Below are 5,752 nucleotides of genomic sequence, written 5' to 3' on the forward strand. Positions count from 1 at the left end.
CCGGCGCCGACGCCGTAGGCGGGGGTACCGGAACTGTACGCGACCTGCCAGGGGGCACGGCTCAAGGACGAGGCGCTGGGATGGCGGCTGGGGGAGCAGACACCCAGCCCGCTCGCGGGCGGGACGCCCGCGCTCCCGGGGCTCGACATCCAGGAGTTGATGGGCCTGCCGGTCGAGCGCTGCCGGGACTTCTTCGCCGCGTTGGTGCTCGCGCCCGCCCTGGATCAAGCCATGGACCTGGTGCTGACCGAGGTCCGCTCCCGCCTTACCTATCTGTGCGCCGTGGGCCTGCCCTACCTGACGCTCGACCGCCAGTCCCGCACCCTCTCGGGCGGGGAGGTGCAGCGGATCAATCTGACTACCGCGCTCGGCACCTCGCTCGTCAACACGCTGTTCGTTCTGGACGAGCCGAGCATCGGCCTGCACCCCCGCGACCTGAATCGGGTGCTGGGCGTCCTGCGCCGTCTGCGCGACCAGGGCAACTCGCTCCTGGTGGTGGAGCACGACCCGCAACTGATGCGGGCGGCAGATCGCATCATCGACATCGGCCCCGGCCCCGGGGAGCACGGCGGCCGGATCTGCTTCCAGGGGACGCCCGCGGAGCTATTGGCGGCGGACGGCTCGCTGACCGGGGACTATCTGGCCGGCCGCCGCCGGGTGGCGGCACCCCGCGCCCCCAACCCGCCCGTGCCGGACAGGCCCTGCATCCGGATCCGCGGGGCGCGCGCCCACAACCTCAAGGCACTCACGGTCGCGATCCCGCTGCACCGGCTGGTGGTGGTGACCGGGGTCTCGGGCTCCGGCAAGTCCACCCTGATCGGGGATGTGCTCTATCGGGCGCTGTGCCAGCGCAAGGGTCACCCGGAGGAGGCCCCGGGGGAGTTCGACGGCATCGACGGGGATGAACTGATCGCGGACGTGACCCTGCTGGACCAGTCACCGATCGGCCGGACCTCCCGCTCCAACCCGGCAAGCTTCGTCGGCGCCCTGGACGTACTGCGCAAACGCTTCGCCGCGCTGCCGCTGGCCAAGGAGCGCGGCTACACGGCCGGCACCTTCAGCTTCAACGCCGGCACCGGGCGCTGCCCGACCTGCGGGGGCAACGGCTTCGAGCACCTGGAGATGCAGTTCCTCTCCGACGTCTATCTGCGCTGCCCGGACTGCGACGGGCGCCGCTACCGGGCGGAGGTGCTGGAGGTGCGACTGCCGAACCCGGCGGGCGGGGGCGCCGAGCTGTCCATCGCCGACGTGCTCGACCTCACGGCGACCCAAGCCCTGACCCGGTTCGCAGACGACCGGGAACTGGCCCGGGCACTGGAGCCGCTGACCGCCGTGGGGCTCGGTTACCTGCGCCTGGGCCAGCCGGTGCCGACCCTGTCCGGCGGCGAGGCGCAGCGCTTGAAGTTGGCCGGACACCTGTGCAAGACGGGGCGGTCCAAGGGCCGCGGCGGTCTGGGGTCGACAGCGCAGGGGCTCTTGTTCCTGATGGACGAGCCGACCACCGGGCTGCACCCCGCGGACGTGGCCGTGCTACTGACGGCGCTGCGGCGGCTACTCGACCAGGGTCACTCGCTGGTGGTGATCGAGCACAACCTGGACCTGATCGCGGCGGCCGACTGGCTGATCGACCTGGGGCCCGAGGGCGGAGACGGCGGCGGCGAACTGGTCGCCGTCGGCACCCCGACGGACCTTGCATGGGAGCCCGGGCGTCCCGCCCGGGCTTTGCTGAGCCACACGGCACAGGCCTTACGCGACTATCTGGAGCAAGCAGCCGCCGGCCCGATTACAGCAAGCTTAGGCGACACGGTGGCTGATGGGTCCGATCGCGGCGAGGACGCCGCTCCCACCGGGATCGAGGCCATCGCCGAGGCCCCGCCACCCGCATATCGTCAGGCCCTCCCGACCACTCGCCACTCGCCACTCGCCATTCGCCCATCGATCGACATCCTCCACGCCCGCGAGCACAACCTCAAAGACCTGAGCGTCGCCATCCCCCGCGGCCGCTTCACCGTCATCACCGGCGTCTCCGGCAGCGGCAAGAGCACGCTCGCCTTCGACATCCTCTTCAACGAGGGCCAACGGCGCTATCTGGAGTCCCTCAACGCCTATGCCCGCCAGTTCGTCCAGCCCGCTGCCCGCGCCGACGTGGAGGCGGTACGCGGCATCCCGCCCACGGTCGCCATCGAGCAGCGGGTGAGCCGCGGCGGGGCCAAGAGCACGCTCGGCACCCAGACCGAAATCCACCACTTCCTGCGCCTGCTCTATGTGAAGCTCGGCACCCAGCACTGCCCGGGGTGCGACCTGCCGATCGAGCCGCTGGGCCGCGAGGCGATCCTCGCGCGCATCCTGCGCGACCACGCCGGCCGCCAGGTCGCCGTGATGGCCCCGCTGGTCGTCGCCCGCAAGGGTCTCTACAACGAACTGGCCGCCTGGGCCGCGCGCAAGGGGTGGTTCGTCCTGCGGGTGGACGGGGAGCCCATCGAGACCAGGACCTGGCCGCGTCTGGACCGCTTCCGCGAGCACTCCATCGACCTGCCGGTGGGTGAGGTCAGGGTCGGCCCCAAGACCGAGGGCGAGTTGCGCGCCCTGCTCGATGTGGCCCTGAACCTGGGCAAGGGCCTGGTGCGGGTGGTGCAGGTCACCCGCGGGACCTGGGGCCTGGAGACCCCCTACTCCACCCAACGGTCCTGCCCCGGCTGCGGGCGCGCCTTCCCGGAGCCGGACCCGCGGCTCTTCAGCTACAACTCCAAGCACGGCTGGTGCCCGGCCTGCTTCGGCTCCGGGCGCGAGCTTACCGGGTTCGATGGGGAGCAGACCGGGGAGGAGGACCAGTGGCTGGACTCAGGGACCGAACACCAACGCTGCGCCAGTTGCCGGGGCGCCCGTCTGAACCCGGAGGCCCTGTCGGTACGCTTTCGCGGGCGCTCCATCGCCGAACTCTCCGCCCTCACCGTCACCGCGACCACCGCGGCGCTGGCCGGCTGGGAGCTGAGCGAACGGGAGGCCGCCATTGCGCGGGACCTGCTCGCGGAGGTCCGGGAGCGGCTCGCCTTCCTCGCCCAGGTCGGCCTGGGTTATCTGACCCTGGACCGCGGCGCCCCCACCCTCTCCGGCGGCGAGGCCCAGCGCATCCGGCTCGCCGCCCAGCTCGGCTCCAACCTGCAAGGGGTCTGCTATGTGCTGGACGAGCCCAGCATCGGGCTGCACCCCCGGGACAACCGGCTGCTGCTCGACACCCTCACCCGGCTGCGCGACCGGGGCAACACCGTGGTGGTGGTGGAGCACGACGAGGAGACCATCCGCCGCGCCGAGCACGTCATCGACCTGGGGCCGGGGGCCGGGGTCCAGGGCGGCCGCGTGGTCGCCCAGGGGACCGCCGCGGACCTGATCGCCGCCCCTGACTCGGTTACCGGCCGCTATCTGGCGCGCCAACGCGGTCACGGACTCGGCGAGCCGCGGGCGCGGCGCCCGCTGCCCGGCAAGGGCGAGTGGCTCGCCATCCGCGGGGCCAGGCTGCACAACCTCAAGGGCATGGACGTGCGCGTGCCGTTGCGGCGGCTGACCTGCGTCACCGGGGTCTCGGGGTCGGGGAAGTCCTCGCTGGTGCGCGAGGTGTTGGTGCGCAGCCTTCAGGGGTTGTTGGGGGCGGCGGATGAGGGGGTGCGTGCCGCACGACGGGCCGGTCCTGATGGGCCGGTGCCGGCGGCGGGCTTGTCGCGGCGGGACGCCGCTCCCACGGGGACTGCGCATGGGTGCGACGGGATCTCCGGCTGGCACGCGCTGAGCCGGGTGCTGGAAGTGGACCAGACCCCGATCGGCAAGACGCCCCGCTCCTGCCCGGCCACCTATGTCGGCTTCTGGGACCGCATCCGCAAGCTCTTCGCCGCCAGTCCGGAGGCGCGCATCCAGGGCTGGGGGGCCGCGCGCTTCTCCTTCAATACCGCGGGCGGGCGCTGCCCCGCCTGCGAGGGCCAGGGCGTGCAGCGCATCGAGATGAGCTTCCTGCCGGACGTGCGCGTCCCCTGCGAGGTCTGCGGCGGCAGCCGCTTCGACCGCGAGACGCGCGAGGTCCGCTACCTGGGGCTCGACATCGGCCAGATCCTGGCCCTTGACGTGGACCGGGCGGTCGAGGTCTTCGCCGCCCACCCCGCCATCCGCCACCCGCTGACCCTGTTGCAGGAGGTCGGACTCGGCTATCTGAGCCTGGGCCAGCCGAGCCCGACGCTCAGCGGCGGTGAGGCCCAGCGCCTCAAGCTGGTCACCGAACTCACCAAGGCCCGCCCCACCATCGACGGCACCCACCCCCGGCCGACCCTCTATGTCCTGGACGAACCCACCGTCGGCCTGCACATGGCCGATGTCGAGCGCCTGATCGCGGTCCTGCACCGGTTGGTCGATGCCGGGCATACGGTGATTGCCATCGAGCATGATCTCGATCTGATCGCCGCCGCCGATTGGGTCATTGACCTGGGGCCGGAGGGGGGTGAGGCGGGCGGGCAGGTGGTGGCGGAGGGGACGCCGGAGCAGATCGCGGAGGGTGGGGAGTTGCCGACAGCGGCGGCTTTGCGGGAGTGGTTGGGGTGCACCTGAAATGCCCATCCCTGGCCGCATCGCTCGTAGCCTGGATGGAGCGCAGCGCAATCCAGGTCCCCGCGGGAACCTACGGTTTTCTCGTGTGTCTGCGAGGCCGCCCCGGATTCCGCTGCGCTCCATCCGGGCTACGGGTAACATCGTAGGGTGGACAAGCGCGGCGCAGTCCACCAGCGGCGGCGCGGGATTCGGTGGACTGCGCTCCAGCGTAGCGACCCTACGGCCGGAATTATCATGAATTTCACTTACACTGAAAACAACGGGCAGGTCCGCATCATCAGTGCACGGCTCGCTACTGTCCATGAGAGGAAACATTATGAATCCTGAAGAATCCACGGACGACCTGCGTCCCGAGTACGATTTCGACTTTACCAAGGCCGTTCGCGGCAAGCATTACCGCCAGTACCAAGAAGGCTCGAACGTGGTGGTACTGGATCCGGATGTGGCCGCTGCTTTCCATACCTCGGAGGCCGTTAACCAGGCATTGCGCGCGATGCTCCGGTTCGCCGAGCAAACGACGAATCTGACCGCGCGCTCCAGCCGCGGCGCAAATACCGGCGGCTGAACCACATTCAGGCAACGGCGTGTAGGTTGGGGTGAGCTTTGCGAACCCCAACACCGGTATACCAGCGGCCGAAGATGTTGGGGTTCGTTCCTCACCCCCCAAACTTGTTCACGCCGCCGGCTGACTTAGCTATGGTTTGCCCGACCTTAGGGGGGCGCATGGCCCTGTTTTTCAAGGACAACGAACAGTGAATACGGAAATCGGTTCGACTTATACAGAATCAACTATTACCTCAAGCCGGATCGCATTGATGTGGTTACGATAATCCACGGGGCTGTGCGGTTACAATCCTGACAATCGCCTCCGCTTGATCCTGGAAGAAAGCAGTTCTCACGCCAAGGCGCCAAGCTCGCCAAGGATTCCAAGGCATTGTAGAACTGATCTGGCTTACCCACCGGGCGATCCGGATGCTGCGCAGATCCCTTTGTTTCTTCTTGGCGTCTTGGCGTGAACAATTGCCGGACTCAGCTGGAGGCGTTAGTCTTGAGCACGGGTCGGCGTTCATTCTCAGGAAATCGAGCTGCCCCTAGCCGAGGGCTGCCTGGCCTCGTTCATCATCCCGGCCACCGCGCCAACCGCGGGGCCGGTGGTCCGCAC

The 5,752-nt window shown here is 69.4% G+C and carries 2 protein-coding genes; both read left to right on the forward strand.

Annotated features, from left to right (window positions below; translation table 11 throughout):
- Positions 1–159: 159 nt before the first annotated feature.
- Complete coding sequence (locus QZY48_RS17145) at positions 160–4,590, forward strand: excinuclease ABC subunit A (protein WP_295433201.1); 4,431 nt, start codon at positions 160–162, stop codon at positions 4,588–4,590.
- A 316-nt stretch (positions 4,591–4,906) separates the two neighbouring features.
- Positions 4,907–5,155 carry a hypothetical protein gene (locus tag QZY48_RS17150; protein WP_295433203.1) on the forward strand — a complete coding sequence of 83 codons (249 nt, stop codon included), beginning with the start codon at positions 4,907–4,909 and terminating at the stop codon, positions 5,153–5,155.
- Positions 5,156–5,752: the final 597 nt, after the last annotated feature.

Source organism: uncultured Thiodictyon sp., from assembly GCF_903828115.1.
Classification (GTDB): domain Bacteria; phylum Pseudomonadota; class Gammaproteobacteria; order Chromatiales; family Chromatiaceae; genus Thiodictyon.

Bases quoted from the DNA above. Each gene is read 5' to 3' on its own strand.
- QZY48_RS17145 (WP_295433201.1), top strand. From the start codon at position 160: ATGGGCCTGCCGGTCGAGCGCTGCCGGGACTTCTTCGCCGCGTTGGTG.
- QZY48_RS17150 (WP_295433203.1), top strand. From the start codon at position 4,907: ATGAATCCTGAAGAATCCACGGACGACCTGCGTCCCGAGTACGATTTC.